26 protein-coding genes are annotated in these 23,774 nt (G+C 69.3%); 11 read left to right on the forward strand and 15 right to left on the reverse strand.

All coding sequences use genetic code 11. The features are described from left to right. Window positions 1–223 precede the first annotated feature (223 nt). Complete coding sequence (locus tag CPY97_RS13335) at window positions 224–754, reverse strand: hypothetical protein (RefSeq protein ID WP_150129273.1); 531 nt, start codon at window positions 752–754, stop codon at window positions 224–226. A gap of 316 nt (window positions 755–1,070) precedes the next feature. Here CPY97_RS13335 and CPY97_RS12705 point away from each other — a divergent pair, with 316 nt between their 5' ends. Next, a complete protein-coding gene (locus tag CPY97_RS12705; RefSeq protein ID WP_150129274.1) occupies window positions 1,071–1,547 on the forward strand; it encodes a hypothetical protein in 477 nt (158 codons plus the stop codon). On the opposite strand, the gene CPY97_RS12710 is transcribed toward CPY97_RS12705, so the two are convergent. From CPY97_RS12710 to CPY97_RS12720, 3 genes are all read right to left on the reverse strand, one after another. Then, on the reverse strand, window positions 1,544–1,831 hold the full coding sequence (locus tag CPY97_RS12710; RefSeq protein WP_096423145.1) for a hypothetical protein: 288 nt from the start codon (window positions 1,829–1,831) through the stop codon (window positions 1,544–1,546). The two genes, CPY97_RS12705 and CPY97_RS12710, sit on opposite strands and share 4 nt — an antisense overlap. 156 nt (window positions 1,832–1,987) lie before the next feature. After that, on the reverse strand, window positions 1,988–3,727 hold the full coding sequence (gene menD / locus CPY97_RS12715) for a 2-succinyl-5-enolpyruvyl-6-hydroxy-3-cyclohexene-1-carboxylic-acid synthase (protein WP_096423146.1): 1,740 nt from the start codon (window positions 3,725–3,727) through the stop codon (window positions 1,988–1,990). Next, complete coding sequence (locus CPY97_RS12720) at window positions 3,690–4,070, reverse strand: PLD nuclease N-terminal domain-containing protein (protein WP_096423147.1); 381 nt, start codon at window positions 4,068–4,070, stop codon at window positions 3,690–3,692. Before CPY97_RS12720 ends, menD begins: the two co-directional genes overlap by 38 nt. 91 nt (window positions 4,071–4,161) lie before the next feature. On the opposite strand from CPY97_RS12720, the gene CPY97_RS12725 reads away from it, so the two are divergent. After that, window positions 4,162–4,488: a DUF4229 domain-containing protein gene (locus CPY97_RS12725; RefSeq protein ID WP_096423148.1), complete on the forward strand. Its 327-nt coding sequence runs from the start codon at window positions 4,162–4,164 to the stop codon at window positions 4,486–4,488. A 14-nt stretch (window positions 4,489–4,502) separates the two neighbouring features. Here CPY97_RS12725 and CPY97_RS12730 read toward each other — a convergent pair whose 3' ends face one another. Genes CPY97_RS12730 through CPY97_RS12740 form a run of 3 tightly spaced genes read right to left on the reverse strand, consistent with a single transcriptional unit; the run spans window position 4,503 to window position 7,625 of the window. Continuing rightward, entirely contained in the window at window positions 4,503–5,486 is a 984-nt protein-coding gene (locus CPY97_RS12730; RefSeq protein WP_096423149.1) for a 1,4-dihydroxy-2-naphthoate polyprenyltransferase, read from the reverse strand. Window positions 5,487–5,495: 9 nt separating this feature from the next. Beyond that, entirely contained in the window at window positions 5,496–6,650 is a 1,155-nt protein-coding gene (locus tag CPY97_RS12735; RefSeq protein WP_096423150.1) for an AMP-binding protein, read from the reverse strand. A 57-nt stretch (window positions 6,651–6,707) separates the two neighbouring features. Further along, window positions 6,708–7,625 carry a 1,4-dihydroxy-2-naphthoyl-CoA synthase gene (locus tag CPY97_RS12740; protein WP_096423151.1) on the reverse strand — a complete coding sequence of 306 codons (918 nt, stop codon included), beginning with the start codon at window positions 7,623–7,625 and terminating at the stop codon, window positions 6,708–6,710. Window positions 7,626–7,667: 42 nt separating this feature from the next. On the opposite strand from CPY97_RS12740, the gene CPY97_RS12745 reads away from it, so the two are divergent. Continuing rightward, window positions 7,668–8,690 (forward strand): o-succinylbenzoate synthase, encoded by a 1,023-nt coding sequence (locus CPY97_RS12745; RefSeq protein WP_096423152.1) that lies wholly within the window; start codon window positions 7,668–7,670, stop codon window positions 8,688–8,690. On the opposite strand, the gene ccsB is transcribed toward CPY97_RS12745, so the two are convergent. Genes ccsB through CPY97_RS12770 form a run of 5 tightly spaced genes read right to left on the reverse strand, consistent with a single transcriptional unit; the run spans window position 8,687 to window position 13,383 of the window. Beyond that, a complete protein-coding gene (ccsB, locus tag CPY97_RS12750) occupies window positions 8,687–9,679 on the reverse strand; it encodes a c-type cytochrome biogenesis protein CcsB (protein WP_231924102.1) in 993 nt (330 codons plus the stop codon). The two genes, CPY97_RS12745 and ccsB, sit on opposite strands and share 4 nt — an antisense overlap. 23 nt (window positions 9,680–9,702) lie before the next feature. Further along, complete coding sequence (gene resB, locus CPY97_RS12755; RefSeq protein ID WP_231923957.1) at window positions 9,703–11,382, reverse strand: cytochrome c biogenesis protein ResB; 1,680 nt, start codon at window positions 11,380–11,382, stop codon at window positions 9,703–9,705. After that, on the reverse strand, window positions 11,360–12,103 hold the full coding sequence (locus CPY97_RS12760; RefSeq protein ID WP_096423704.1) for a cytochrome c biogenesis CcdA family protein: 744 nt from the start codon (window positions 12,101–12,103) through the stop codon (window positions 11,360–11,362). The genes resB and CPY97_RS12760 overlap by 23 nt, the downstream gene beginning before the upstream one ends. Before the next feature lie 12 nt (window positions 12,104–12,115). Continuing rightward, the gene (locus tag CPY97_RS12765) at window positions 12,116–12,754 is read right to left on the reverse strand and encodes a TlpA family protein disulfide reductase (protein ID WP_096423153.1); all 639 of its coding nucleotides are present in this window, start codon (window positions 12,752–12,754) and stop codon (window positions 12,116–12,118) included. Next, entirely contained in the window at window positions 12,751–13,383 is a 633-nt protein-coding gene (locus CPY97_RS12770; RefSeq protein WP_096423154.1) for a histidine phosphatase family protein, read from the reverse strand. The genes CPY97_RS12765 and CPY97_RS12770 overlap by 4 nt, the downstream gene beginning before the upstream one ends. Window positions 13,384–13,440: 57 nt before the next feature. Here CPY97_RS12770 and aspS point away from each other — a divergent pair, with 57 nt between their 5' ends. Then, the gene (gene aspS, locus CPY97_RS12775; protein ID WP_096423155.1) at window positions 13,441–14,781 is read left to right on the forward strand and encodes an aspartate--tRNA(Asn) ligase; all 1,341 of its coding nucleotides are present in this window, start codon (window positions 13,441–13,443) and stop codon (window positions 14,779–14,781) included. Window positions 14,782–15,128: 347 nt separating this feature from the next. Here the strand turns inward: aspS and CPY97_RS12780 are convergent, their stop codons facing one another. Further along, window positions 15,129–15,482 (reverse strand): hypothetical protein, encoded by a 354-nt coding sequence (locus CPY97_RS12780; protein ID WP_096423156.1) that lies wholly within the window; start codon window positions 15,480–15,482, stop codon window positions 15,129–15,131. A gap of 144 nt (window positions 15,483–15,626) precedes the next feature. On the opposite strand from CPY97_RS12780, the gene CPY97_RS12785 reads away from it, so the two are divergent. The 6 genes from CPY97_RS12785 (at window position 15,627) to CPY97_RS12810 (ending at window position 22,084) form a co-directional block, all read left to right on the forward strand. Further along, on the forward strand, window positions 15,627–16,319 hold the full coding sequence (locus tag CPY97_RS12785) for a Pr6Pr family membrane protein (protein ID WP_096423157.1): 693 nt from the start codon (window positions 15,627–15,629) through the stop codon (window positions 16,317–16,319). Window positions 16,320–16,398: 79 nt separating this feature from the next. Beyond that, window positions 16,399–17,367 (forward strand): ring-cleaving dioxygenase, encoded by a 969-nt coding sequence (locus CPY97_RS12790; RefSeq protein WP_096423158.1) that lies wholly within the window; start codon window positions 16,399–16,401, stop codon window positions 17,365–17,367. After that, window positions 17,364–17,993 (forward strand): alpha/beta hydrolase, encoded by a 630-nt coding sequence (locus CPY97_RS12795; RefSeq protein ID WP_096423159.1) that lies wholly within the window; start codon window positions 17,364–17,366, stop codon window positions 17,991–17,993. The genes CPY97_RS12790 and CPY97_RS12795 overlap by 4 nt, the downstream gene beginning before the upstream one ends. Before the next feature lie 101 nt (window positions 17,994–18,094). Next, the gene (locus tag CPY97_RS12800) at window positions 18,095–21,052 is read left to right on the forward strand and encodes an aminotransferase (RefSeq protein ID WP_096423160.1); all 2,958 of its coding nucleotides are present in this window, start codon (window positions 18,095–18,097) and stop codon (window positions 21,050–21,052) included. A gap of 58 nt (window positions 21,053–21,110) precedes the next feature. Continuing rightward, window positions 21,111–21,710, forward strand: coding sequence for a nucleotidyltransferase domain-containing protein (locus CPY97_RS12805; protein WP_161494137.1), 600 nt, complete (start codon window positions 21,111–21,113; stop codon window positions 21,708–21,710). A 101-nt stretch (window positions 21,711–21,811) separates the two neighbouring features. Then, on the forward strand, window positions 21,812–22,084 hold the full coding sequence (locus CPY97_RS12810) for a hypothetical protein (RefSeq protein ID WP_130282280.1): 273 nt from the start codon (window positions 21,812–21,814) through the stop codon (window positions 22,082–22,084). A gap of 8 nt (window positions 22,085–22,092) precedes the next feature. On the opposite strand, the gene CPY97_RS12815 is transcribed toward CPY97_RS12810, so the two are convergent. Together CPY97_RS12815 and CPY97_RS12820 are read right to left on the reverse strand one after the other, a co-directional pair. Then, a complete protein-coding gene (locus CPY97_RS12815; RefSeq protein WP_096423163.1) occupies window positions 22,093–22,731 on the reverse strand; it encodes a hypothetical protein in 639 nt (212 codons plus the stop codon). A 37-nt stretch (window positions 22,732–22,768) separates the two neighbouring features. Further along, the gene (locus CPY97_RS12820; protein ID WP_096423164.1) at window positions 22,769–23,179 is read right to left on the reverse strand and encodes a hypothetical protein; all 411 of its coding nucleotides are present in this window, start codon (window positions 23,177–23,179) and stop codon (window positions 22,769–22,771) included. 159 nt (window positions 23,180–23,338) lie between these two features. Between CPY97_RS12820 and CPY97_RS12825 the strand changes: the two genes are divergently transcribed. Further along, on the forward strand, window positions 23,339–23,770 hold the full coding sequence (locus tag CPY97_RS12825) for a DUF1643 domain-containing protein (protein ID WP_161494138.1): 432 nt from the start codon (window positions 23,339–23,341) through the stop codon (window positions 23,768–23,770). The last annotated feature ends 4 nt before the right edge of the window (window positions 23,771–23,774 follow it).

The following is a 23,774-nucleotide window of genomic DNA, read 5'->3' on the forward strand; positions in this document are numbered from 1 at the left end:
GATGACGATCAGCAACAGCACACTGAGGCCGCCGCTAACCGCCATTACATTTAGGGAAGCAAATCCCACTATTGCTGGCCAGTTTGTGTCAGTGTCTGTTCCCGGCCAAAATTCAGTGCCGTTTGCTCGATAGATGCTGGTGAGGCCCGCTACGATGGCGAATGTCAACACCGACAAACCAAGAATTCCCAAACATCCAACTAGTAGCTTTTTCATCTCGTGCCTACTTGATTCTGTTGCAGCGGTCCCAGGGGTTTGCGATCGACTGCCATGAAAGCGCTGGTTGCCATGACTCCATGTTGTAGACCCCAGGCGGGAAGTATGCACCCACGACGTGACATACGAATTGTTGCTCAATGTTCCAGTTCCAAAATCCGATCTTTCCCTGTGAAGTAAGGTGAGCACGCACGTGGTCCACGTGAGGCGAGTGCAGGTTCCAGGCAATCTGCTTGCGGCCGGCCGCCGTAGGATTCGCGTCTACTCTGTACCCACGCGGAAGATTTGTGACGACGTTAACCCAGGAGTACCAAACCGTACTTGCGGCGGCGACCGCATACACAGGGTAAGTCGGTGACTGACCCGGAGCCACCATCTGGGTGATCGTTGTGCCATCGATGACGATCTCGGTCGCCACTGGGTTGCCTTCTGCATCAGTCGAACCGCCATCGACAACGCCGCCCACAAGCTGGCCGTGTTCACCGGTGAGCAGAACAGTTGTGGTGTCAGTGGCGCCACGAATCGTTGCACCTTGCACGTCCTCGGATAGCTCGAGTTCGTAGGTCGCAACATCTCCGTCGAGGAGGGTGGTCGTCGTGAGAAGGGTCGCGCCATCGTCAACGATTTGCGGGTCCGGACTGGGCGCAACGAGGCGAGAAGATTGCGCGTCGGCTGCAAATCGGATAGTGAAGCTTCCGCCCGGGCCGCTCAGGCCCGCGCCTCCACCCTCGATCTCTACGGTCGCTTCCGCCCGTGAAGCTCCCTCGGGAACAGATGGCGATCATCGGGGGGAGCAGCTGCTGTTAGAGAGCTTGCGGCCACGGATGCGAGGCTGGAACCTTCGCGTTGGCTTCTTGTCGATCGATTCCGCCCTTGCTGATGGCGAGGAAACCATCGTGATGCTCGCCGCGTTTAGGCCCGTCACGGCCGAGCAACTGACCGTGTCGGTGAATGAACAGCTCTTGCACTCGGCTCTCCTCGCCTCGCACGCGAGCAGGCGGAAGCTGTCATCGACCGATATCGCCCGTGTCGTGCGATACCGTCAGGCGCTCGGAATCACAGGCTCCGGATCAGTGACCGGTCTGTCGGGAACGACATTGGAAGCGGCGAGCGTGGGGTTCGCCATGTCCGGGCTCGGCCTCGGGGTCATCGCCGCTACGCTTCCGCTGCTCGGCGTGATCGCAATCGCCATCGCGAGCGCGATCGAGTGGAACGAGGTTGACCTGCTCCGCCGCAGCGATGACCGCGTCTACGTGCGCAATCAGGTCGCGACGGCCTCGCTTATTGCGTTGCTCGCCGCCATTGGGTGGGCGGCGACGGCGCCGCTCTAGCCGCGGCCCGCGGGCGCGCGGTCGTCACGGTCCTGGTCGTGCCGATGACGAAGTGCGGCCCGGATGCCGATGCTGATCAGCAGCAGCACGCACAGCGCCGCGGTGAGCGGCATGGCGGCGAGAGACGCGTATCCCACGGCTGCCGGCCAGTTGTTGTCAGCACTAGTGCCTGGCCAGAAGTCCATGCCGTTCGCCCGGAAAATGCCGGTGACAACCACGACCATCGTGTAGCCCAAGACCGATAAGCCGAAGAGCACCGCAGTGCCTGCAAGGAGTTTCGTCATTGGCCCGCACTTCGAATCGGTATGGACAACTTCATTGATCGTCTGTCGACTTTCGCTCAGCAAGGAGATTACAGCGTCGTCGGCGACTGCGGGCGGAGCCGGGCTCGCGTCGCGGCTTAGGCAAAGCGGGCTGCGTCGAAGAGCGTGCTTACGGCCTCACTCATCGTCGAAGGGCACCTCGACGACGAGCAGGGGCTCGGGGGCGGTGAGGGCGTCGTCGAGATCGGCGCGGGTGGCGGCCTTCCGGTAGGCCCAGCCGCCGGCCGCCGCGAGTGCGGCGATGTCGATCGCGTGGGGGGTGCGCATGACGCGCTCGTAGTCGTCGGGGTTCGCGGTCGCGGCCACCTCGAGCTGGTCGAAGATCGTGCCGCCGCGGTCGTTGCCGACGAACAGGTGCACGCGTACCCCCTCGGGGAGGGGCACGAGCAGGGCGCCGGCGTCGTGGATGAGCGCGAGGTCGCCCAGCAGCACGCGGGTCGTGCCGGTCTGGGGCGCGGCGTCGCGGGCGGCGAGGGCGATGCCCGTCGCCGTCGCGATCGTGCCGTCGATGCCGGCGAGGCCGCGGTTCGCGTGAACGCGAATGTTCTTGCCCGGCACCAGCCGGTCGGCCTCGCGAATGAGGCGCGACGCGGCGATGACGAGGCGGTCATGCGGCCAGGTGGATGCCCACACGGCTTTCGCGAGCATCCGCCGGTCGACGCGTTGGCGCAGAATCGCGGCCTCCGCCTTCGCGAAGGCGAGGCGCACGCTCATGTCGGTCGAGGCGGACTGCTCGAGGTCGGGCGCCGGGTCGTCGGGCGCCGTCGACTCGAGCACGGCGCGGCTCATCGCGACCCAGCCGCCCACCCAGCGGCGCACCGCCTGCGGGTCGGGCTTCCCGATGACCCGCACGTCGTCGACGACGCGGGCGCGGTGGCCGGGGTTGTAGGCGTCGGCGCCGGGTGCGCGCACGACGATCACCTCGACGTCGTCGCGTTCGAGCAACTGCGGAACCTCGCGGCTCAGCGTCGGGTGGCCGAGCACGACGGCGCGTCCTACCGCCTCGCCGTGCGGGCCGCGCAACACCTCGCGGTAGGCGACAACGGCGTGCCGGCCGAAGCGGGCACCGCTCGAGACCTCGGCGATGAGCGGGGCGCCGAGCGCCACGGCGAGCTCCTCGGCGCGGGGGCCGGCGCCGTGCCCGGCGACGACGATGGTCGCGTCGTCGGGTTCGAGATCGACCACCTCGGGGCCGAGGGTGCGCCGCCAGAGCGGGTGAGCATCCCCGTCGACGTCATCGTCGCCGAGGGTCGCCACAGTCTCGGGGATGCTCGGCTCGCTTCCGCTCAGCGGCTCGCGGTACGCGAGGTTCAGGTGCACGGGGCCGTCGGCGGCCGCGCGCAGGGCCAGCTCGGCGAGGTCGCGCACCTCGTCGAGTTCTCCGGGGGCACCGGTCGGGGCGGGAATGTCCCAGTCGGCGGCGACCATGTCGCCGAAGATGCCGACCTGGTTTGTCGTCTGGTTGGCGCCGATGCCGCGCAGCTCGGCCGGCCGGTCGGCCGTCAGCAGGATGAGGGGCACGCCGGAATGGTGCGCCTCCAGGACGGCGGGGTGCAGGTTCGCGACCGCCGTGCCCGAGGTGCAGATCACGGCGACCGGCCTGCCGGTCTCGACGGCGAGGCCGAGGGCGGTGAAGCCCGCCACCCGCTCGTCGATGCGCACGTGCACGGTGATGAGCCCGGCGCGATCCAGCGCCGCGGCGGCGAGCGCGAGCGCCTGAGAGCGCGACCCGGGGCTCACGACCACATGCTCGAGGCCGAGGGCGTGCATCCCGTGAAGGAGCGCCACGGCCGCGTCTGCGGCCGGGCTGGCGGGGGCCTTAGCTGGCTGTTCCGGCGCGGGGGGTGTCGTCGTCATCGTCGTCGTCCTCCGCCTCCAGGTCGGCCAGCTCTTGCTCGAGGCGGCGCAGACGCTCGTCCTGCTCGGCGCGGCGCTGTATCTCCTCCGCACTGAGCGAGCTCAGGAACGTGGGGTCGTCATCGGGCGCCGTGGGTGGGGCCATGCGTCGCGGGCCGCGCTTCGCCTTGCCGATCGTGAGCCACAGCACGCCACCGATCACCGGCAGCAACACCGTGATCAGCGCCCACGCGGGCTTCGCCACACCGCGCACACGCGACCGCTCCGTCATCAGCACATCGACGAGCGCGTAGATAGTGAACGCGACCGCGACCACACCGCCGATGATGATGAACCTGACCATGCTCTGGAGTGTACGCACGAGCGCTGGATGCATCGTGAGTGCGCCCTCGGCGCCCGGTGGATGCTCGGGGGCGCGTCCGTAGACTAGTCGCGTGCGCCCCTGGATCGTCTACAGCCTGCTTCGCTTCGGCATCTTCGCCGCCCTGTTCGCGCTCCTCGCGGTCTTCTTGCGGCTGCCCCTGCAATCAATGGGCATTGCCGGGTTCGCGCACTACATGATTGCCGCGCTCGCGGCCGCGCTCATCTCGCTGGCGACCTCCTACATTTTCTTCGCGAAGCTGCGCGCGGCCGTCGCGAGTGACATCGCCGAGCGGCGCGCCCGCGCGAACCGAGGTGAGGTCGACGACGACACGGCCAAAGAGGATGCGCTGCTCGACGGTGAGACGCCCGGTGCGGGCCCCGCCGAAACGCCCCGCTGAGTGAGCGCTGCGGCCTAGAACGCGATCGCCGCGCCGAGTGCTGCCGCGAACACGAGCGCCGCGAGGCTCGTCAACTGCAGGGCGAGGATCAACTCCCGCGGGGTGCGCGCCGTCACCACGATGAGGCTCACCGGCATCGTGATCAGCAGCGTGAAGAACGCCAGTGGGGCCGCCGGGAACAGGATGAGGAACCACGCCAGCCCCGCGAAGGGCAGCGCCAGCAGCACGACGAACACGATGCGGGAGCGCACCGACCCGAAACGCACCGCCAACGTGCGCTTGCCGACCTGGGCATCCTGGTCGATGTCGCGGATGTTGTTGACGAGCAGAATCGCGGCCGCGAACAGGCCTAGCTGCACGCCGGCGATCCACGACTCGAGCGGGGCGGTACCGGTCTGGATGAACGTGGTGCCGACAACCGCGACCGGCCCGAAGAACAGGAACGCGACCAGCTCGCCGAGGCCCGCGTAGCCGTACGGGCGCGTCCCGCCCGTGTAGAACCAGGCGGCGACGATCGCGACGGCACCCACGGCGATCAGCCACCACAGCTGGGTGAGCACGACGATCGCGAGGCCGGCGACCGCCGCGAGGCCAAAGAACACGAGCGCGACGGTCAGTGCCGTGCGGGGCTTCGCCGCGCCGGATCCGGTGAGCCGGCTCGGGCCGACGCGCACCGCGTCGGTGCCGCGCACCCCGTCGCTGTAGTCGTTGGCGTAATTCACGCCGACCTGCAAAAACACGGCGACGGCGAGCGCCAGGCCCGCCAACACCGGATCGAAGGCAGAAAACCAGTGCGCGACCGCCGAGCCCAGGATGACCGGGGCGAGCGCCAGGGTCAGCGTGCGCGGGCGCGCACCGCCGACCCAGTCGCGGGCCGTCGCCGGGCGCACCGCCGCGGGGTTGCCGCTGCGCGAGGGGTCGGTCTTCCGGCGCGTCGACGCCGCCGAGTTCCGGGAGACTGCCTTCGCCGCGCGCTTCTTCGGGGTGCTCTTCGCCACGGGCCGATTCTAGGAGCCGGACGAACCGGCGCCCGCCCCCGCCACGAGGCGCGCCGCCGCCAGCCGGTCGGGCTTGCCGCTCGGCAGCAGCGGCAGGGCGCCGACCGTGACGATGCGGTCGGGGCGAGCCTCGGGGCCGAGCGCTGCGCCGACGACGCGACGGAGTGCATCCCGATCGGGGCGCGCCGCCGTGACGACCACCGGCACCTCGCCCCACTCGACGTGGTGACCGGCGACAACGACCGCGTCGGCGAGGCCCGGCTGTTCCCGCACCAGGCGCTCCACCGCGGCGAGACGCACCTTCACGCCACCGGAGACGATCACGTCGTCGATGCGGCCCGTGACGCGCAGCACGCCGTCGACGACCTCGCCAGCGTCGTCGGTGCGGTACCAGCGCTGCTGGTCATGTTCAACGAAGGCGTCGGCCGTGCGCTCGGGGTCGCCGAGGTAGTACTCGGCGAGGGTCGGCCCGCCGAGCTCGACCCGGCCGTCGGCGATGCGCACCTCGGTCTGGCCGATCGGCACTCCGTCGTAGACGACGCCGCCGCAGGTCTCGCTCGAGCCGTACGTGCGCGTGATCGCCCATCCGTGCGCGCGGGCCCGGTCGATGAGCGCCGCGGGGGTGGCCTGGCCGCCGACCAGGATGCGGTCGAATCCGGCGAGCGCCGCCGCCACCTCGGCGTTCTCGTCGGCCTCGTCGAGCAGCCGACTGAGCTGCGCGGGAACGAGCGCCGTGTAGCGGTGCTTCTCGGTGAAGCGGCCGATGGCGGTGAGCACGTCAGCCGCGCCCATTCGGCCCGGCGCGATCGGCACGGGGTCGACCCCGGAGGCCAGCGAGCGGGCGAGCACGTTGCTGCCGGCGATGTAGTGGACGGGGAGGGCGAGCATCCACTGACCGGGTTCGCCGAGCGCGCCGGTCGACGCGGCGGCGCTCGCGAGCACGGCGTCGGCGCTGAGCGCGACGCGCTTCGGGCGGCCCGTCGTGCCGCTCGTCTCAACCACGAGCGCGATGCGCTGTTCGACCTCGAGCGGGGCCGTGTGCACGGGGTTCACCCCGCCGCCGCGGAACAGCACGGCGGGCCCGTCGCCCGCGAGCGCGTGGCGCAGGGCCGCAAGGCAGGCGAGTGGGTCGGCCGAGTCGACGACGGCGAGCGGGCGAGTCACACGGTCACGCTAGCGCGCGCCGCTGGTCGGTCGCTCGCGGGCGGCTGGGGATGCGCGTCAGTACTGCCAGGGGAACGGCGACCAGTCAGGCGCTCGCTTCTCAAGGAACGAGTCGCGCCCCTCGACCGCCTCGTCGGTGCCGTACGCCAGCCGCGTCGCCTCCCCCGCGAACAGCTGCTGGCCGACGAGCCCGTCGTCGGTGAGGTTCATCGCGTACTTCAGCATGCGGATCGCCGTCGGCGACTTGGTGAGGATCGTCTCTGCCCACTCGAGCCCGACGGCCTCCAGCTCGGCGTGCGGCACGACGGCGTTGACGGTGCCCATCTCGTACGCCCGCTCGGCGTCGTACTCACGAGCGAGGAAGAAGATCTCGCGCGCCACCTTCTGGCCGACCTGCTTGGCCAGGTACGCGCTGCCGTAGCCGGCGTCGAAGGATCCGACGTCGGCGTCGGTCTGCTTGAAGCGGGCGTGCTCGCGGCTCGCGATCGTCATGTCGCACACGACGTGCAACGAGTGTCCGCCGCCGGCGGCCCAGCCGGGGACGAGCGCGATGACGACCTTCGGCATGAAGCGGATCAGCCGCTGCACCTCGAGGATGTGCAGCCTGCTGGCGCGCGCGGTGTCGACCGTGTCGGCCGTCTCCCCCTCGGCGTACTGATAGCCGGCCCGCCCGCGGATGCGCTGGTCACCACCGGAACAGAAGGCCCACCCGCCGTCCTTCGGGCTCGGGCCGTTGCCGGTCAGCAGCACGACGCCGATGCGGGGGTTCTGCCGCGCATCGTCGAGTGCCCGGTACAGCTCGTCGACCGTGTGCGGGCGGAAGGCGTTGCGCACCTCGGGCCGGTCGAACGCGACGCGGGCGATACGTCCGGACGTGTCGTGGTGGTACGTCAGGTCGGTCAGGTCGTCGAAGCCGGGCGCGACCACCCAGCGCGACGGGTCGAACGTCTCAGATACCTGCGCAGCGTCGGCCATGCCGCAAGCCTACGACCGCCACCCGAGTGCCAGACTGAGCAGATGGACGCACCGACGCGGGATGACGGGCACGAGCTCCCGACGGTCGACGCCCTTCTCGCCGACGCCCACGTCGTGCGTATCCCGCTCGCGACGCGGTTCCGCGGGCTCGACCACCGCGAGGCGGTGCTGCTTCGCGGACCTCAGGGCTGGGCCGAGTTCAGCCCCTTCGTCGAGTACGACGACGCGGAGGCCGCCACGTGGCTCGCCGCCGCGATCGCGACCGGCTGGTCATCGCCGTCGGCCCCCGCTCTGCGCGAGCGGATTCCCGTGAACGCGACCCTGCCTGCGGTACCGCTCGACCGCGTCCCGGCCGTGCTCAGCCGGTTCGGCGAGTGCCGCACCGTGAAGATCAAGGTTGCCGAGCGCGGGCAGACGCTCGCCGACGACATCGACCGGGTGCGCGAGACGCGTCGGCTGCTGGGCCCCGCGGGTCGGATCCGCCTCGACGCGAACGGTGCCTGGAACGTCGACGAGGCCGAGCACGCGATCCGCGAACTGGAGCATTTCGACCTCGAGTACGTCGAGCAGCCCTGCGCGAGCGTCGCCGAGCTCGCCGAGCTGCGCCGCCGCATCCGCCGCATCGACGTGCCCATCGCCGCCGACGAGAGCGTGCGCAAGGCGAGCGACCCGATCGCCGTGGCCCGTGCCGAGGCGGTCGACCTCGTCGTGATCAAGGCGGCGCCGCTCGGCGGTATCGACCGCGCCCTCGCGATCGTGGCCGAGGCGGGGCTGCCGGCCGTCGTCTCGAGCGCCCTCGACACGAGCGTCGGCCTCGCGATGGGCGCCGCCCTGGCGGCCCGCCTACCCGAGCTGCCGTTCGACTGCGGGCTCGGCACCGCGGCGCTGCTGCTGAGCGACGTCACGCGCACGCCGCTCATTCCGACGGACGGCACGATTCCGGTCGCGCCCATCGACATCGACGAGGATGCTCTTGCCCGCCTCGCCGCTCCCGACGGCCGCGCCGCATGGTGGCGCGCCCGCATCGCCCGGTGCCGCGAGCTGCTCGCCGTCGGTGCGACCTAGAGGCCGCTGTAGCTGTGCAGGCCCTCGAAGTAGAGGTTCACGATCGTGTAGTTGAAGATCACCGAGCTGAAGCCGATGATCGCCAGCCACGCCGAGCGGTTGCCACGCCAGCCGCGCGTTGCCCGGGCGTGAATGTAGCCCGCGAACAGCACCCAGATGATGAAGGTCCAGACTTCCTTCGTGTCCCAGCCCCAGTATCGTCCCCACGCACGCTCGGCCCAGATGGCACCGGCGACGAGGGTGAAGGTCCAGAACACGAAGCCGACGACGTTGATGCGGTACGCGAGCGATTCGAGCGTGGATGCGCCGGGCAGGGTGTCGAGGAACCTCAGGCCCGCGGACTTCCGCACCTCGCGCTGGTGACGCAGCAGCTGCATGACCGAAAGCCCCGCACCCATCGCGAAGAAGGCAGTCGCCAGCACGGCAACGAGCACGTGGATGACAAGCCAGGCCGACTGGAGTGCCGGGTGTGTCGGTACGACGTCGACGTAGAAGTTGACGGTGACGATGCCGAGCGAGAGCACGGTGAAGCCGGTCATGTAGGCGCCGAGGTAGCGCACGTCTTTCCACAACTGCACGCCGAGGAACGTTCCCATGCCGACGACGGTCGCCGTCAGGCCGAACTCGAACATGTTCGCCCACGGCACGCGGTCGGCCGCCAGGCCGCGCGTCAGCGTGGCAGCGAGGTGGAGAACCCACCCGATGATCGCGAGAGCGAAGGCGACGCGCTGGTAGACGGTGGCCCCGCCGCGCGAGCCGTCCCTCGCCTCGGGGAGCAGAGCATCCTCACGATCGAGAACGGCGGTTCCGCCGGAACCCGCGGCGACCGACGAGGTCTGGGTGGCGCGGGCGGCCACGCGGGCGGCAGCCGGCACGGGGGCCTCGGCCGAGCGCCTCGCGAGGTCGAGCGTGAAGGCGATGAAGGCGAGGGTGTAGACGCCCATGGCCGAATAGACGGCGACGAGCGACAGGCTGGCGAGGTTTTCCATCACGACTCCATGGTAATTCGCGGTTACTGGGACGATGCCGGGGCGAGAGCGCGCTCGTCGACGGGGCTGAGTGCTCCGCCGAGACCGCTAAGGTGCTCGGTGGCGAGGCGGTCGACCGCGTCATCGAGATTCGGGTCGTCCCCGTGCGCGAGCCCGGCGTACCGCAGGCGCACGCCCTGGCCGTCTGCCCCCTGCTCCGCGGCGATCCACATGCGTCGACGCGGCACGAACAGGCTCACGATGAGTCCGGCGATAGCCAGCACGCTCGAGATGAGCACCCCCGCCTGCGTCGGGTCATGGTGGAAGTCAATCGAGACGAAGCGCGGCAGCGCGGTGAACTCGACCGTGCCCCAGCCGTTCGGCAGCTCGGCGCTCTGCCCGAGACCCAGGATGATCGAGTCGTTGCCCGTCTCGCCGCCCGTCAACTGCTCGAGATCGTCGACATCGAGCGCGTAGGCGTTGCGGGGCACGCCATCGTCGAGGCCGAGGTCGCCGACGAACAGGTTCAGGGTGACCACGGGGTTGTCGGGCTGCGGCCAAATGCTCGCCAGGGCTCCGCTGTCGAGCTGGATCGCCGACGGGTAGAAGAAGCCGATCATGCCAACCTGGTCGGGCAAACCATCGGGCAGCTTGATGATGCCGAGGCTCGTGAGGTTGCTGTCCTGCGGAAGGAACGCCACCGACTCGTCGAAGACGACATCGCCGTCCGCATTGCGCACCGTGATCACCGGGGCGAAGCCGTTGCCGAGCAGGTACGCGCGCACGCCGGCGATGTCGATGGGAGCGTTGACCTTGATGTCGCGCTGAACGCTCTCGCCATCCGCCTCGGTGATGGTCACCGACGCGGTGTAGTCGAGCGGCTGCGCGATGAGCGTGCCCCGGGTCTCATCCAGTGCCGCCTCGAAGACCGCGTCAAACTCGTCCAGTCGCATCGAGAACGGGTCAAGGCGAGCGTCGCTGAAGAAGCGGCTCGCCGAGAACGAGTCGTAGGTGGTCAACTGGTTGACGAAGGTTTGACCCTCGACGATGACCTTCTGGCCGTTGTACCCGAAACCACCGGCGAGACCCACGGTGCCGAGCACGCCGATCAGCGCGGCGTGGAACACGAGGTTGCCCGTCTCGCGCAGGTAACCGCGCTCGGCCGACAGCGAGTTTCCGTAGCGCTCGACGCGGAAGCGCTGACGGCGCAGCACCGCCTCGCCGGCCGCGAGAGCATCCTCGACGGAACCGGGAGCATCCGCCTCGCGATAGCCGACCAGGCGATTGAGGCGCGCCGGCGTCTTCGGCGGGCGCGAGCGCAGCGCCTTCCAGTGGTGCGCCGTGCGGGGAATGATGCAGCCGATCAGCGAGACGAAGAGCAGCAGGTAGATGGCGCTGAACCACACCGACGTGAACGTGTCGAACAGCTGCAGGGCGTCAAGAATCTCGAACAGCTCGGGGTCGTCGCGACGGAACTGCACGACGCCGTTCGGGTTCGACGAGCGCTGCGGAACGAGCGACCCCGGGATGGCGGCGACCGCGAGCAACAGCAGCAGCACGAGCGCCGTGCGCATGCTGGTGAGCTGACGCCACAGAAAACGGCCCCACCCGACGACGCCGAGCCGCGGCTGCGTGGGCCCGTCGCCGCTCGCGCGGTCGGGGCGCTCGGCGGTGCCCGTGGGGGCGCTACCGTCGTCGTAGTCAGAGGGGCGTAACGGTTCCACCGATCACCGATCCCAGGCTCGAGACGAAGAGGGACCACAGGCCCGTCACCATGGCGACGCCGATGGCGATGAGCAAGCCTCCCCCGATGAGGTTGATGACGCGCACGTTGCGCTTCAGCCAGTCCGCCGCGCCGGTCGCCCAGCGGAACCCGAAGGCGAGCAGCAGGAACGGCACACCGAGGCCGAGGCAGTACAGCAGGCCGATGAGGGCCGCGCGGCCAATGTCGCCCTCGTTGATGACGAGCGCGCTCACGGCAATGAGGGTCGGCCCGATGCAGGGCACCCAGCCGAGGCCGAAGACGATGCCGAGCACGGGAGCCCCGCCGAGCCCCGCGGCCGCCGTCATTCTTGGCCGCACCGTGCGCTGAAGGAACGACACCTGGCCAATGAAGACAAGACCCATGAGGATCACGACGACGCCGGCGATGCGGGTAATCAGGTCGAGGCGCGACTGCAGCAGGAGGCCCGCGGTCGCGAACACGATCGAGAATGCGACAAAGACGACGCTGAACCCGAGGATGAACAGGCTCACGCCGAGCAGCAGCCGGCTGCGTTCTCGCCGGTTTTCGACGGGGCGCGTGAAGCCCCCGACGTAGGCGAGATAGCCGGGCACGAGCGGCAGGACGCACGGGGACGCGAACGCGAGAAAGCCCGCGGCCAGCGCGATCGGCATCGCGAGCAGCAGGTTGCCGCTCAGCACGATTTCGCCGACAGGATTCACCACGGCCGAGTCCTAGCTCTCGGCTTCGGCGAGGGTGTCGCGAATCATGGCCCGCAGTGTCGAGGGCTCGGTGAGCAGCCCCGAAATGCGAGCGGCCACGCGGCCCTCCTGATCGATGACGAGGGTCGTCGGCACTGCGTTGGGAGCCACCTGGCCGGCGAACGCGAGCCGCACGGCGGCGTCGTCGCGGTCGAGGATCGAGGGGTAGGTGATGCCGAACTCCTCGGCGAAGGTGATGGCGGTGCCGAGGCCGTCGCGAATGTTCACGCCCACGAACTGCACACCCTGCGGCTCGAACTCCTGCCAGATGGCCTCGAGGTCGGGCGCTTCGACGCGGCACGGCGGGCAAGCGGCGTACCAGAAGTTGACGACGACGACCTGGCCGAGCAGGTCGTTGCTCGAGATCGTCTCGCCCGACTCGACGACGCCCTCGAAGGTGACGGGCTCGGCGCGGTCGGCTTCGGCGATGACGGTGTAGGCGCCGTCACCTGAGATGTAGCCCTGGCCGGTGCCTTCGCGGAACTGGGTGGCGAGGCGGTCGCCGTCTTCTGTCGTGCAGCCGGCGAGCGCGACGAGGGCGCCGAGGGCGGCCACGGCGGCAACGGTGCGGAACGGGCGTCGGTGTCGGGGGGTGCGGAGATTGGTGGTCACACGGCTCCGAGGTCGATGGGTGTTTCCCCCAATTCTGCCCCGGGATCCTGATAGCCGATCTCAGTGAAGGCGCCGTCGCGCCAGGCAAAACTTGTGATGCTCGACAGGGCGCAGCGGCGGGCGCGCGGGTCGTGCGCGAGGCGCGTACCCGAGATGGCCCGGTGGGCCATCCAGATGGGCAGCTGGTGGCTGACCATGACGACTTCGCCACCTTCGGTGCGTTGGTGGGCGTCGGTCATGGCGGCGAGCATCCGGTCCGCGATGGAGGCGAACGCCTCGCCCCAGCTGGGGCGGGCGGGGTTCACCATCCACGGCCAGTGCATAGGGTTCAAGAGCGTGGCGCGGTCCATGCGCTTGCCCTCGAAGCGGTTGGCGGGCTCGATGAGGCGCTCGTCGATGTGCGGCTCGAGCCCGAAGGCGGCGGTCCACGGCGCCGCGGATTCGCGCGCGCGCTGCAGGGGCGAGCTGTACAGCGCGGTGATCGGATGCCCGCCCAGCGCCCGCGCGGCCGCTTCCGCCATGCGGTGGCCGAGCTCGCTGAGGCCGTAGCCCTCGAGGCGGCCGTAGAGGATGCGCTTCGGGTTCTCAACTTCGCCGTGGCGCACCAGATGGATGACGTCGGCGGGCATGCAACCAGTCTAGGCGGGGCGGATTAGCCCGGTTTCGCGCCGATAGACTCGGGCGTTATGACCCGCACCCTGATCGCGCACCTGTCCCCGCTTCCTGACGGCCCCGTGGAGGTCGCCGGATGGGTCGAGACGGTTCGCGACCAGAAGAAAGTGCAGTTCGTCATCCTTCGTGACGAGACCGGTGCCGTGCAGCTCGTGAACCCGGCGACGCGCGACCTCGGCGAGGACGCGAGCGACGCCGAGCGCGCGGCAGCGGCCCTGACCGAGACGATCGGGGGGCTTGCGCACGGCACGATGGTGCGCGTTTCGGGTGACCTGAAGCATGACGAGCGCGTGAAGCTCGGCGGGCTCGAGGTGAAGATCGGCTCGCTGACGGTGGAGAGCGAGGCGCTGCCCGAGACTCCCATCGCGGAGGACTCGAGCCTCGACAAGCGTCTCGACTGGCGCTTCCTCGACCTGCGTCGCCCCGAGGCGAACCTGATTTTCCGCGTGCAGACGACATTCGAGCACGCGCTGCGCACGTACTTCGTCGACAACGACTACATCGAGATTCACACCCCGAAGCTGATGGCGAGCGCGTCGGAGAGCCGGGCGGAACTGTTCGAGCTCGGCTACTTCGAGGGCACCGCGTATCTGGCGCAGAGCCCGCAGTTCTTCAAGCAGATGGCGCAGCCGGCAGGCTTCGGGAAGGTGTTCGAGATTGCGCCGGCGTTCCGCGCCGACCCGTCGTTCACGTCGCGCCACGCCACGGAGTTCACGTCGATCGACGCCGAGATCAGCTGGGTCGCCTCGCACGAGGACGTCATGCGGATGCACGAGGAGGCGCTCGCTGCTGCCCTCGGTGCCGTTGTCGCGAAGCACGGGGCGGCGATCGAGGAGGCGTTCGGGGTGGCGCTTGCGGTTCCGTCGGTGCCGTTCCCGCGCATCCCGCTCGCCGCGGCGCGCCGCATCGTGGCCGAGGGTGGGTATGAGATTCCGCGCGCCGACGGTGACCTCGACCCGGAGGCGGAGCGGCGCCTGTCGGCCTGGGTGAAGGCGAACCACGGCAGCGATTTTGTGTTCGTGACCGACTACGACTCGACGATTCGGCCGTTCTACCACATGCGTCACGAGGGGGATGCGTCGCTCACGAACAGCTACGACCTGCTGTTCAACGGAGTGGAGATTTCGACGGGCGCGCAGCGCGAGCACCGCGTCGATGTGCTGATCGAGCAGGCGCGGGAGAAGGGCTTGGAGCCGGAGGAGCTGGAGTTCTACCTCGACTTCTTCCGCTACGGCGTGCCCCCGCACGGTGGATTCGGCATGGGCCTTGCGCGCGTGCTGATGCTCATGCTGGGGCTCTCGTCGATCCGCGAGACGACGTACCTGTTCCGTGGGCCGACGCGTTTGACGCCGTAGGTTCTGGCTCGGCTCGGCTCGGCTCGGCTCGGCTCGGCTCGGCTCGGCTCGGCTCGGCTCGGCTCGGCTCGGCTCGGCTCGGACCAACCCCTACCCCCTCCACCGCCTTCCAAAGACGCGGTAGAACGAATCTCCATCACCATCCCGTAACAGAGACGCCTTCGCATCTCCGCCGTTTCGGAAGCGCGGAATGAAATGCGTTTCGCGTTCCCGAGATTTTGGAAGGGGTCGGACGGGGAGTCGGTTCAGGTTTCCGCGTCTGTGGAAGGGGCTGGGACGCTGACGCTTCACCGACAACGCACGGGGGATCCGCACGTTTCAACGCGCGCGACGGGAGGGCAGACGACCTAGAGCGCGAAGTCGGGGCGGATCGTCCAGCCCGTGTACTCCTCGAGCCTCGCCATCAGCGTCAGCGCCTGCAGGGCGGCGTGGTCGTGGCTCACCGTCGAGTAGACATCGATCGCGAGGGGCGGGGGCTCCCCGAACTTCGGAATCTCGATCTCGACCCACGCGCCCTCGGCGAGCGGCACGTACGGCCGCATGGTGCGCTGATTCTCCACCGCCGTATCCACGGCGAGGGCAACGATCGACAGCGCATCCAGCTTCGTGACCGGCGACTGCACAACGATCGTGGCGCAGTACTCAACGAGCTCACGCTTGCGGCGCAGCGCGCCGAACAGGTCGCGGGCGGGCTGATTCACACGGGCACGCTAAGCGTTCAGCCTGAACGGATGCCCGGTTCAGCCTGTGCAGACGACCCGACGCGTGATGGAATGAGACAACCCCCGCACCACCCACCCCACCCCATCCCGCGCGATGCAGCCGCGCCACCCCCGAGGACGCCGATGACGACGTTGCCGCCCACCCGACCCACGCCCGCGGGCGCGCTCGTCGCGATCATCCGACTCGCCCTCGTCGGCCTCACCGTCGCCGCCGTGACCGCGACGTTCCTCGACGCCGCCGAGCGCGGCCCCGTCAACCCCCTCAACTTCTTCGGCTTCTTCACCATCCAGTCGAACCTCTTCATCGCCGCCGTGTGGGTGTGGGCGGCGGCACGCATCCTCCAGGGCCGCCGACCATCGGCGGGCCGGACACTGCTGCGCGCCATCGCCACCACGTTCATCGTCATCGTCGGCATCGTCTACGTCACACTGCTCGCCCCGCTCGGAGCAGAGGGCGGCGTACCCGTCGGCTGGGCCAACACGGTCATGCACTACGTCACGCCGATCGCAGGCGCGGCCGACTGGATCCTCTCCTCCGATCGCGTGCGCCTCTCCCTTAAGCGTCTCGGCTGGGTGCTCGTCTACCCCACCGTCTGGGTCACGGTCGTCCTCGTGCGGGGCGCCACCGACGGATGGGTGCCCTACCCGTTCCTCAACCCCGACACCGGCTACGCGAGCGTCTTCTTCTTCGTCGGGATGATCGTGGTTGCCTTCATCACGGTCGGCACGCTCGCCTTCCTGCTCGCGCGCGTGCCCCCCGTGGTGCGCGTCGTCGCAGACGCGCCCCGAGCATCCACGGTCACGGCGCGCGTCTGATCGTCCGCCGGGAATATCCCGGCGTTTTATGCGTTTGCATGGATATCATGCATCCCGCAACGAGCGTGAGGAGCGCACCATGACCGCGACAACCGAAGGTCTGCACCACGTCACCGCCATCGCCGGCGACCCGCAGAAGAACATCGACTTCTACATCATCGGGCTCGGCCTGCGACTGGTCAAGAAGACGGTGAACTTCGACGACCCCGGCACGTACCACCTCTACTACGGCGACGAGGCGGGCCGCCCCGGCTCGCTCATGACGTTCTTCCCGTGGCGCGGCGTCCCCGGCGGCCGCATCGGCGCCGGCCAGTCGACCTCGACCGCGTTCAGCGTGCCCGCCGGCAGCCTCGGCTGGTGGACCGAACACTTCGCGCAGATCGGCGTCGAGGGCCGCATCACGAGCACCTCCTCCGACGAGGAGCGCCTGCTCGTCACCGACCCCGACGGGCTGCAGATCGAACTCGTCGCCACCCACGCTGACGACCCGCGCGACCCGTGGGACTCGGCGAGCGTGCCCGCCGAGTACGCCATCCGCGGCCAGCACTCGAGCGTGCTCACCGTGCGCGACAGCACCAAGACGGTCGAGCTCATGGTCAACGACCTCGGGATGCGCGTGGTCGAGGAAGAGGGCAACCGCACGCGGCTCGCGGCCGGTTCGGGCGCTCCGGGCACCCTCGTGGACGTGATCTCGTCGGGCCTCGCCGCGCAGGGCCTGACCGCCGGCGGCACCGTGCACCACATCGCCTTCCGTGTGCCCGACCAGCAGACGCAGGAGGCGTGGCGCCAGGAACTCACCGAGCGTGGCCACCAGGTCACCCAGATCATGGACCGCCAGTACTTCACGTCGATCTACTTCCGCGAGCCGGGCGGCGTGCTGTTCGAGATCGCGACCGACACCCCCGGATTCGACATTGACGAGCCGCTGCTGGAGCTCGGCCGCTCGCTGAAGCTGCCGCCGTGGCTCGAGCCCTCGCGCGAGGCGATCGAGAACGCCGTCGCGCCAATCCGCATCCCCGACGAGAACAACCCCGGGGTGGCCGCATGAGCGCGCAACTGATCGACTGGCCGCACCTCGTGCGCGAGCCGAAGGAGGGCGCCTCGCACTACCTGCTGACCCTGCACGGCACGGGCGGGAATGAGACCGAGGTGGCCACCCTCGCGCAGCACCTCGACCCGACGGCCGGCGTGATCTCGCCGCGGGGTCGGGTGAGCGAGCACGGCATGACGCGGTGGTTCGCGCGGGTCGCGGAGGGCGTGTTCGACGTGGACGACGTAATCGCGCGTGCGCAGGAACTGGCCGCGTTCATCCGGGCGGCCCGCGAGCAGTACGGCATCCAGGATGCTCCGATCACGGCCGTCGGGTTCTCGAACGGCGCGAACATCGGCACCGCGACCGCCCTGCTTCACCCGGACGCTCTGCAGCGGGTGATCGCGTTCAGCGGCATGTACCCGTTCGGCGACCGCGACCCGATCGGCGACGCGTCGAGCGTTGAGCTCATGCTGCTGAATGGAGCAGCCGACCCGATGGCGCCGACGGCGAGCGTCGAGCACCTGGCGCGGGTGGCCGAGTCGCACGGGGCGAGCGTCGAGCGGCACATCCGCGCGGGCGGGCACGGCATCGACATGAGCGACGTGGCGGCGGCGCGGGAGTGGCTCGCGGCGCGGTCCTGACGCGCGGCGGTCGTGTCATCACGGTGGGTGGCGGCGCTGAGCGACTCCCCCGCCGCAACCCGGCATAAGCTTGGCGGCAGGGGCAAGCAAAGGAGCCACGGGTGTCGGACACTCTCTTCGACTACTTCTCGCAGGTTGAGCTACCCACCCCCACCCTCGGGCCCGACGAGGTCACGCGACTATTCGCCCAGCACTTTGGTCTCGACGTCGACCTGCAGCCCCTCGGCAGCCAGCAGGACCAGAACTTCCGCGTCTTCCCCCGCGGTGAGTCGACGCCGCTCGGCGTGCTGAAACTCAGCAACCCCGCCTTCAGCGAGGCCGAGATCACGATGCAGGATGCGGCGGCCGCGCAGGTGGCTGAGCGGCAACCCGCTCTGCGCATCCCGAAGCTGGTCGAAGGGCCGCGCGGCGCGATGTCGGCCTGGTGGGAGTCCAGTGAGGGGCGCATTCACGCCCGCGTGATCGAGAACATCGCCGGGTCGACGCTGACCGGATCGGCCTACCTCGGCCCCGACGTGGTCGCCCGCATGGGCGAACTGTCGGGCCGCGTGAGCGTCGCCCTCGCCGACTACCGGCACCCCGCCTCCGGGCGCGTGTTGCAGTGGGATCTGCGACACGCCGAACGCGTCATCGACACCCTGCTGCCCCGCGAGCCCGACGAGGAAGTGCGTGCGACCCTGGCCGCGGCGACCGATCCCGCGCTGGCCGCCCTCGCCCCTGTCGCCGAGCACCTGCCCGTACAAGCCGGGCACTTCGACATCACCGACGACAACATCCTGCGGCCGGTCGGCGGGCGCCTACCCGACGCCGTCATCGATTTCGGCGACGTCGCCGCCTCGTGGGCGGTCGGCGAGCTCGCCACCACCCTGTCGTCGCTGTTGCACCACGACGGCGCGACGCCGGCGACGACGCTGCCGGCGATTCGCGCCTTCCACGCGCTGCGCCCGCTGACCGGGCACGAGGTCGACGCGCTGTGGGCGCTCGTCACCCTGCGCGGCGTCGTGCTGGTGCTGAGCGGCCGTGAGCAGGTGCGGCTCGACGCCTCCAACGACTACGCAAGCGGCGCCCTCGACCGCGAGTACCGCGTCTTCGAGGTCGCCTCCTCGGTGCCGCCGACCGTCATGGCCGCGGTCATCCGCCGTGCGCTCGGGATGCCCGTCACGGCCCCCGACGCCGCCGGCTGGCAGGGCGCCGCGATTCTGTCGCCGTCGTTCCGCGCGCCGAGCGCCATCGACGCGGGTACCGTCTCGTCGCTCAACGACGTGGGCGCCTGGATGCACGCGTCCGTTCTCGAGAACGCGGCCGCCGCCGCCCTCGCGGCCGGCGCCGACGTCGCGTACGTCCCGGCGTGGCAGCCGATCCTCACCGGTGCCCCGGCGCGCACGCCGGACGAGCCGGCGACCGTGCCCACGGGCGTCACCGTGTGGCTCGCCGAGCCGGCCGTCCTCACCGGAGACGTCACCGTCGAGGGCGAGTCGCTCGTCGTGCACGGCGACGGTGAGGCGCTCGTGCTGAGCGGCGAGGGGGTGGCGGCCGGCCTCGCAGCGACTGACGCGGCGAGCGCCACGGACGCCGGGGCAAGCGCGACGCACGCGACGCTGCCCGCACACACGCGCATCCTGATTCAGCGACGCCCGCAGGGCGCGCCGCCTGCCCCCGCCATGGTGACGGCGTCGCTCGCCCCGGGGTGGCGGGCCGTGCTGGGCGACCCGGCCGGGGCGCTCGGCCTCGCGGCTGACCTCACGCCGCACGACGACACCGTCGACCCCACCGCCGACTCGCACGCCGTGCTCGCCCGCCGCGAGCGCGTGCTCGCCGAGGTGCAGGAGCACTACTACTCCGCTCCGCCGCAGATTGAGCGCGGCTGGCGCGAGTACCTCGTCGACACCGACGGCCGGGTGTACCTCGACATGCTGAACAACGTGACGTCGGTCGGCCACGCGCACCCGCAGGTGGTCGAGGCCGCGCACCGGCAGATGCGCCTGCTGAACACGAACTCGCGGTTCCACTATGCGGCGATCACCGAGTACGCCGAGCGCATCGCGGCGAAGTTGCCCGAGCACCTCGACACGGTGTTCTTCGTGAACTCGGGATCCGAGGCGGTCGACCTCGCCATTCGCCTCGCGATGGCCGCGACGGGCCGCCCCGACATCGTCGCGATGCGCGAGGCGTACCACGGCTGGACCTTCGCGAGCGATGCCGTCTCGACCTCGATCGCCGACAACCCGAACGCGCTCGAGACCCGCCCCGAGTGGGTGCACACGGTCGACGCGGCCAACGCGTACCGCGGCACGCATCGGGGGGCGGATGCACACCGCTACGCCCCCGAGGCGGTGGCCGTCATCGACGCCCTTGCCGAGAGCGGCCGGCCCCCCGCCGGGTTCATCTGCGAGCCCTACTTCGGCAACGCGGGCGGTGTCCCCCTGCCGGACGGCTACCTCGAGCAGGTGTACGCCGCGGTGCGCCGCCACGGCGGGGTCGTCATCGCCGACGAGGTGCAGGTCGGCTACGGCCGGCTCGGCGGCTGGTTCTGGGGCCACGAGCAGCAGGGTGTCGTGCCCGACATCGTCGCCGTCGCGAAGTCGGTGGGCTCGGGGCACCCGGTCGGCGCCGTCATCACAACGAGGGAGATCGCCGACAAGTACCGCACGGGCGGCTACTTCTTCGCATCGACCGGCGGCTCACCCGTGTCGTCGGTGATCGGCATGGCCGTGCTCGACGTGATCGAGAACGAGGGCCTGCAGCAGAACGCATGGCGGGTGGGCCAGCACCTGCGCCGCCGTCTCGAGGCCCTCATGGAGCAGCACCCGATCATCGGCGCCGTGCACGGCTCGGGCCTCTACATGGGTCTTGAGCTGGTGCGCGACCGGTCGACGTTGGAGCCCGCGACGGAGGAAACCGCGCTGATCTGCGACCGCCTGCGCGAGCTCGGCGTCATCATGCAGCCGACCGGCGACTACCAGAACGTGTTCAAGATCAAGCCGCCGCTGTGCGTCACGATCGAGTCGGCCGACTACTTCGCCGACCAGGTCGAACGGGTGCTCGCGACCGGGTGGTAGCAACACCCCGTTATTCCAACTATTTCTGGAATAAACCAACTATAGTTGGCAAATGAAGTTGCAGTCACCGTTCGAAGTCGTCACGCCAACGGCTGACGGGGAAGTTCTCACAGCTCTGGTTCGCCGGGGCGACTGGATGAGCATCAGCCAAGTCGTCGAGCTTGTCGGCTCGCGCAGCGACGAGGGCGTGCGGCGCGTCATCCGGCGGCTCGTCAACCAGGGCATTGTGGACGAGTTGCCCGTCGGAGGGCGCTCGGTTTTCCGACTCAACCCGCATCACATACTCGCCCCAGCCATCACGTCGATAGCCCGGGCGCGCGAAACGCTGCTCACTCTGCTCACGGGGCGACTCGCGAACTGGAATTCGCCACCGCTATACGCCGCACTTTTCGGGTCCGGTGCACGTGGCACCATGACGTCGACGAGTGATCTCGACCTCCTCCTGGTGCAACCCCACGCCACGGACGAGGTGTGGGATGTCGACGTCGCCGAGCTCGTGGTCGATGTACGGTCCTGGACCGGCAATGACCTGCGCGTTGTGCAGTACACGGAACATGAAGTTGGTCCCACCGATGCGCTTCTTGCTGAGCTCATCAATGACGCGATCCCGCTCCTCGGCGACCATAGCTGGTTCAGGCAACAGATCGGACAGAAATGACCCCAACTCGGCCCGCCGACCGCGCGCTTGCTCGACGACGCCTTGCGAAGGCCGAGGAGTTTTGGGAAGCGGCCGAAACACTCGCGGGCGATCCAGGGTTCATGAACGCGTACACCGCACAACTGGTCCTCAGCGGAATCGCCGCCGCTGACGTCCTGTGCGCGGCGAAACTCGGCCTGTACGCTCCGACCGGAGATCACTCAGAAGCGGTGGCTTTGCTCAGGCGAGTCGAGCCCGCCCTTGCGGGTAACCTCAGCAAATTGCTCGCCGCAAAGACGCGGGCTGAATACTCGGGACAATTCATGAAGACAACCGAGATGACGGGACTCCGACGCGCTGCCGAGGCGTTGCTCAACGCCGCGCGAATCGCCTAAGGGTCGCTCTACTTTCGCGACCGCAGCGCGCTCACCACGATCGCGATGCCACCGACGACCACAAGGATCGGCCAGATGACGGCCACGCCAATCTCGATGCCGTCGAGCGACAGCGCGATGATCGCGGCGATGATCGCAAGCCCGATGGAGGGGAACCACGCCCAGCGCTGAGCGCGTCCGCCCGGGGCGAGAGCGAGCACGACGAAGGTGAGGGCCGCGCCCACGAAGAGGGCGACGCCGGCCGCCTGGTCGCCGAGGAGTCGTTCGGCGACGTCCGCCGCCCCCAGCGACACGAGCATCCCGGCCGGAATGATCGCCCACCAGCGGCGCCTCGCTGTCGCCGCGACCGCCCAGAATCCGAGACTCGCGATCGCGAAGAACACGAATTCGCGCCAGTTCAGGATGCTCGTCGACAGCTCGAGAAGCGACCGCACGCCGACCGCCGCGAGCACCGCGCCAGGAATCGCCGCCCACCACGAACCGCGATCGGTCGCGAACGCGACCCAGAACACGGCGCTCGCGCCGAGCTGTACGCCGATCCACCACAGGCGCAGGTCGGCGCCGTCGGTGAGCAGATCGATCAGGCCAAGCACCCCCGCGATCGCAAGCGCGATCCCGAGGGTGACGCGAACAGCGACGCTAGACATGGAGGCCTCCTGACCGTCAGCGTATCCAGTGGAGTACCTAGGCGGCACGCTCGTGCAGCGACTGGCGCCGCTGGTCGGCGTGGCGATGGCTGGCCCGAACCGGCAGCCTGACGGCGTGGCGACGCAAGCGGCGACGGACAACCGACGCCGTGGCGCCGATCGCGAGGAGCGCGATCAGGTGCAACGGGGTCCACGCGCCCCGCGCATCCGGAATCGCATCGATCAATGACGCGACCCCCGCCGCCGCCAACACGGTGGCGGGAAGCGCCGCCCACCAGAAGCTCGCGTGGACCGCGAAGAGGGTCCAGAACACGGCGCTGGTGGCGGCGACGATCGCGATCCATGACACGGCGAGTTCGGGCGGTCGGGGAATCTCATTGAGCCCGAGCAGAACACCGGTCAAGGCGACTGCGAGGGCGGGTTCGGGGCGGATCGTGAGTCCGGACATGCCGGGCCTCCTGTTAGTCGCTCGAGGGGCCGGGTTCGGGTTCCCGGTTCGAGTGGTGCCAGCCTGACACCCGTTCGGGGGGTGCGCACGGGTCAAAAGTCCCGACGTGAAACAGCAGCGCGTTGCACGATGGACACCGGCGGTGGAGGATGCCGGAACATGACGCAATGGATTTGGGAGACGTCTGCGGACGGCACCGCGCGGTACGTGCTCGGCACAGCGGGCGAGGATCCCCTCGTGTGCGTTGGGGTCAACCCCAGCACGGCCGTGCCGAACAGGCTCGACCGGACGGTGACCCGGGTCAGCCGATTCGCCGAGCGGACTGGGCATGACAGCTGGGTGATGCTGAACGTGTACCCGCAGATCTCGACCGACCCTGCGGGGTTGCATCTCGAACGCGACCCTCTGCTGACGGAAGACAACCTGCGCCACATTGCGCAGGCGATTGGAGGCCGCCCGCTGACCGTGCTGGCCGCGTGGGGCGTTCTCGTCGAGTCGCGTCCGTACCTGATGGGCCTCGTGCGCGAACTGGTGAGGGTGTCAGATGGTGTGTGTAAGGGGTGTCGGCTTCTTACGAAAGGACGACACTGATGAC

The sequence above is a fragment of the Microcella alkaliphila genome (assembly GCF_002355395.1).
Lineage (GTDB): Bacteria > Actinomycetota > Actinomycetes > Actinomycetales > Microbacteriaceae > Microcella > Microcella alkaliphila_A.